The sequence below is a fragment of the Rhodopseudomonas sp. genome, assembly GCF_048594845.1.
Lineage (GTDB): Bacteria > Pseudomonadota > Alphaproteobacteria > Rhizobiales > Xanthobacteraceae > Rhodopseudomonas.
The window spans coordinates 1-4,263 of sequence record NZ_JBMDXE010000061.1 but is presented as its reverse complement, the minus strand read 5'-3'; the positions used below and the strand labels follow the sequence as shown (position 1 = coordinate 4,263).

Here is a 4,263-nt window from a genome sequence, read left to right as displayed (position 1 = left end):
AGATCAACGAAGCCTTCGCCGTCGTCGCCGAGAAGTTCATCCGCGACCTCGACCTCGACCGTGAAAAGGTCAACGTCAACGGCGGCTCGATCGCTCTCGGCCACCCGATCGGTGCCACGGGCGCCATCCTGGTCGGCACCGTGCTCGATGAACTCGAGCGCCGCGGCCTCAAGCGCGGCCTCGTGACGATGTGTGCCGCCGGCGGCATGGCCCCGGCGATCATCATCGAGCGGGTGTGAGGCTAGGGCGCGCGTAGGATGGGTTGAGCGAAGCGAAACCCATCACGTCGTGCACCAGAGCTGAAGTGATCGAAGAGGGCGGCGCCATACGCGCCGCCCTTTTTGTTTGCCTCGATCCTCTCAACGCCGCCACGGCCGGGCTCGTCCCGGCCATCCACGTCTTCGAGAATCTTCCTGCGAAACGCGCCGGTTCGTCATTGCGAGCGCAGCGAAGCAATCCAGCCCAGCGCCATGAGCTGGATTGCTTCGTCGCTGCGCTCCTCGCAATGACGGAGCAGCCGATGAGGCTTGGTAGGATGGGTTGAGCGCAAGCGAAACCCATCACCCGCGTGTATCGGCCTGATGGGTTTCGCAGCGCTCAACCCATCCCACGATCGCAGACCGTCCCTATATGACGATCATGCCCACGAAATCCTCCCCCATCATCGCCCGCCCCAAGCGCCCACCACCCGTGCTGATCTGCGGCAAATGCCTGTCCAAGATCGACGGCGGCAAGAAGATCAAGCAGGCGCTGAAAGCGGAACTGAAGCAAGCCGCCGCTGCGCATGGCGGCAAACGCCCCAAGCTCGTCACCACCGGCTGCCTTGGTATTTGCCCGAAGCGCGCGGTGGTCACCGCCAGCGCGGCGACACTGGCACGCGGGGAGTATGTGCTGGTCGGAGATCGGCCCGAGGTCGGCGAAGCGGCCGCGTTGCTGACGCCGGTCGCAAAATGACTGCAACCGCGCGTGCCGAATTCTGCAAGCTTGTTACTCAGCCCAGCCGACGCTCCATTCCGTCACTTTCGGCTTGACCGACAGCAGCAGGGCGTTGTCGGACTTGATGGTCCTGTCGCCGACGATGGCCTGATACTTCTTGCCGGCCGGAATATCCATGCCGGGCGAGAAACGCAGCGTCAGACCGCAGCCGCCGGGAAGCGCGGCGAGCTTGCCCTTCAGGTCGGTGACATAACCGCCGTAGTCCCATTCGAAACCGCTCATTGTGAACGGCTGGCCGTTGAGCTGCGCAATCTCCGGGACCGTCATGCCGTTGCGGATGTTCAGAGGACCGATCCACGCGCTGGGTTGCTTGACGCCGATGCTGGAAGGACCGGCGCGCTTGGCTTCATCGCGCCACACCACCTCCACGCGCTTCGCCGGGTCCGCCTTGAACAGCACCGTCGCCTTCAGCGTCTCGCCTTCAGCGCCGTCGATCTCCTCGAACGTGACATTGGCGGCTCCAAAGGTCTTCACCAACTGCGCGTGAGTGGTGCTCTTGCCGAAGACGCCCTCGCAGGTGATGGCCGTCGGAACCGTCTGAGCGTGGGAAGGCAGGACGGGCAGCGTGATGAGCAGCACCGCCAGGATCGGAACGCGCATGATCGACTCTCCGTATGAGCCGGCATCCTTTCACCGCAACTTCGTACTGACAAGTTGTGAGCAAGGTCACGCAGTTGCCGCGCGGACGGGTGTCACGCAGAGACGATGGCAGGCCTCGTCAAGAAGTAGATCTCGTTAGCCCGCTCGCGCCGCACATCGCGCGGCGCTGCCGCGTCACTTCTTCTTCCACCCACCCCGCCGTCCCGGCGCCCCGCCGGTCGATCGTGGTCCGAACTCCGGTCCCGACTCGCGACTGTTGGTCGGCTGGAAAATCTTGCTCTCCGTCCCCGGTCCCATTTCATCCAGCGTCGGCTTGCGCGGCCTCGCGCGCTGGACCTTCTTGAATTCGTGGTAGCCGGCAATGCCCATCTCATCGAGATCGGGTTTGTGCACCTTGCTGCGCGGCGTGTTGTTGCCGCCGCGTTCGGTTGAGAGCTTCGGCATATTGGCCGAGGCGCCGTATTTCTTGTCGCCTTTGTAGCTGCCGGCCTTCGCCGCGACGCCGCGCTGCTTCACGGTCGGATCGTCGATCACCGCCAGCTCGGTCGCCCGCAGGCGTTTGACTTCGTCGCGCAGGCGGGCCGCTTCCTCGAAGTTCAAATCGGCGGCGGCCTCGCGCATCCGGGTTTCGAGATCGGCCAGCACGGCCTCGAAATTGTGACCGATCGCGGCGGCGTCGTCGGTGAAGCCGGAGCCCTTGCCGTCGCCGATCTCGACCAGCACGTGGTCGCGCTCGTACACGCTATTCAGAATATCGCCGATCGACTTCTTGACGCTTTCCGGCGTGATGCCGTGGGCCTCGTTGTACTCGACCTGCTTCTCGCGGCGGCGCGTGGTCTCGTCCATCGCGCGCTGCATCGAGCCGGTGATGTGGTCGGCGTAGAGGATGACCTTGCCGTCGACGTTACGGGCGGCGCGGCCGATCGTCTGGATCAGCGAGGTCTCGCTGCGCAAAAAGCCTTCCTTGTCGGCGTCGAGGATCGCGACCAGCGCGCATTCCGGAATGTCGAGGCCTTCGCGCAGCAGGTTGATGCCGACCAGCGCGTCGAACGCTCCGAGCCGCAGATCGCGGATGATCTCGATGCGCTCGATGGTGTCGATGTCCGAATGCATATAGCGCACGCGGATGCCCTGCTCGTGCAGGAACTCGGTGAGATCCTCCGCCATCCGCTTGGTCAGCACGGTGATCAGCGTGCGATAGCCGCGCGTCGCGGTGGCGCGGACTTCGCCGACCAGATCGTCGACCTGGGTGCGGGCAGGGCGGATGTCGACGGGCGGATCGATCAGTCCAGTCGGGCGAATGACCTGCTCGACGAACACGCCGCCGCTCTCGTTCAGCTCCCACGCCGCCGGCGTCGCCGACACCGCCACCGTCTGCGGCCGCATCATGTCCCACTCTTCGAAGCGCAGCGGCCGGTTGTCCATGCAGGACGGCAGGCGGAAGCCGTATTCGGCCAGCGTCGCCTTGCGCCTGAAGTCGCCCTTGAACATCGCGCCGATCTGCGGGATCGACACGTGGCTTTCGTCGGCGAACACCAGCGCGTTGTCGGGCACGTATTCGAACAGCGTCGGCGGCGGCTCGCCCGGCCGGCGGCCGGTGAGGTAGCGTGAGTAGTTCTCGATGCCGGCGCAACTGCCGGTCGCTTCCATCATCTCGATGTCGAACGTGGTGCGCTGCTCCAGCCGCTGCGCCTCCAGCAGGCGGCCTTGCGCGTGCAACTGATCGAGCCGCCACTTCAGCTCGGTCTTGATCGACTGGATCGCCTGGATCAGCGTCGGCCGCGGCGTCACGTAGTGCGAATTGGCGTAGATCTTGACGAATTCCAGCTCGTCCTGCTTGTGGCCGGTGAGCGGGTCGAATTCCTCGATGGCCTCGATCTCGTCGCCGAACGTCTTGATCCGCCAGGCGCGATCCTCGTAGTGCGCCGGGAAGATGTCGATGACGTCGCCGCGCACCCGGAATGTGCCGCGCGAAAAGTCGGCCTGGGTGCGCTTGTATTGCAGCGCCACCAGATCGGCGATCAGCTGGCGCTGGTCGATGCGCTCGCCGCGCTTCACCGCGAAGGTCATCGACTGATAGGTCTCGACCGAACCGATACCGTAGATGCACGATACCGAGGCGACGATGATGACGTCGTCGCGCTCCAGCAGCGCGCGGGTGGCGGCGTGGCGCATCCGGTCGATCTGCTCGTTGATCGACGAATCCTTCTCGATATAGGTGTCGGTGCGCGGGACGTAGGCTTCGGGCTGGTAGTAGTCGTAGTACGAGACGAAATACTCGACGGCGTTGTCGGGGAAGAAGTTCTTGAACTCGCCGTAGAGCTGCGCCGCCAGCGTCTTGTTCGGCGCCAGGATGATGGCGGGGCGCTGCGTCGCCTCGATCACCTTGGCCATGGTGTAGGTCTTGCCCGAGCCGGTGACGCCGAGCAGCACCTGCGTGCGATCGCTGCGGTCGATGCCTTCGACCAGCTCCTTGATGGCGGTCTGCTGGTCGCCCTTCGGCACGTAGTCCGACTTGATGACGAAGCGGACACCGCCCTCGGACTTTTCCGGCCGCGGCGGCCGATGCGGCACCCATAGCTTGACGTTGCCGTCTTCGCCCTTGAACTCGGGACGGCCGTCGCGGATCAGGTTTTCCAGCGCGTCGGCGGTGGCTTTGACGCCGAG

At 64.7% G+C, this 4,263-nt stretch carries 3 protein-coding genes and 1 pseudogene; 2 read left to right on the top strand and 2 right to left on the bottom strand.

The annotated features are described in order from the left end of the window. A pseudogene (locus tag ACOJTD_RS03115) lies at positions 1-239 on the top strand (acetyl-CoA C-acyltransferase); the annotation flags it as partial. A gap of 391 nt (positions 240-630) precedes the next feature. After that, positions 631-954 (top strand): (2Fe-2S) ferredoxin domain-containing protein, encoded by a 324-nt coding sequence (locus ACOJTD_RS03110; protein WP_420131477.1) that lies wholly within the window; start codon positions 631-633, stop codon positions 952-954. Between the two features lie 33 nt (positions 955-987). On the opposite strand, the gene ACOJTD_RS03105 is transcribed toward ACOJTD_RS03110, so the two are convergent. Both ACOJTD_RS03105 and uvrB read right to left on the bottom strand, forming a co-directional pair. Next, the gene (locus tag ACOJTD_RS03105; protein WP_420131476.1) at positions 988-1,575 is read right to left on the bottom strand and encodes a hypothetical protein; all 588 of its coding nucleotides are present in this window, start codon (positions 1,573-1,575) and stop codon (positions 988-990) included. 195 nt (positions 1,576-1,770) lie between these two features. Beyond that, positions 1,771-4,263 (bottom strand): excinuclease ABC subunit UvrB (uvrB, locus tag ACOJTD_RS03100; RefSeq protein WP_420131475.1); only part of this gene is annotated, 2,493 nt, incomplete at its 5' end.

Coding starts and splice junctions, on each gene's coding strand:
- ACOJTD_RS03110 (WP_420131477.1), top strand. CDS start 631: ATGACGATCATGCCCACGAAATCCTCCCCCATCATCGCCCGCCCCAAG.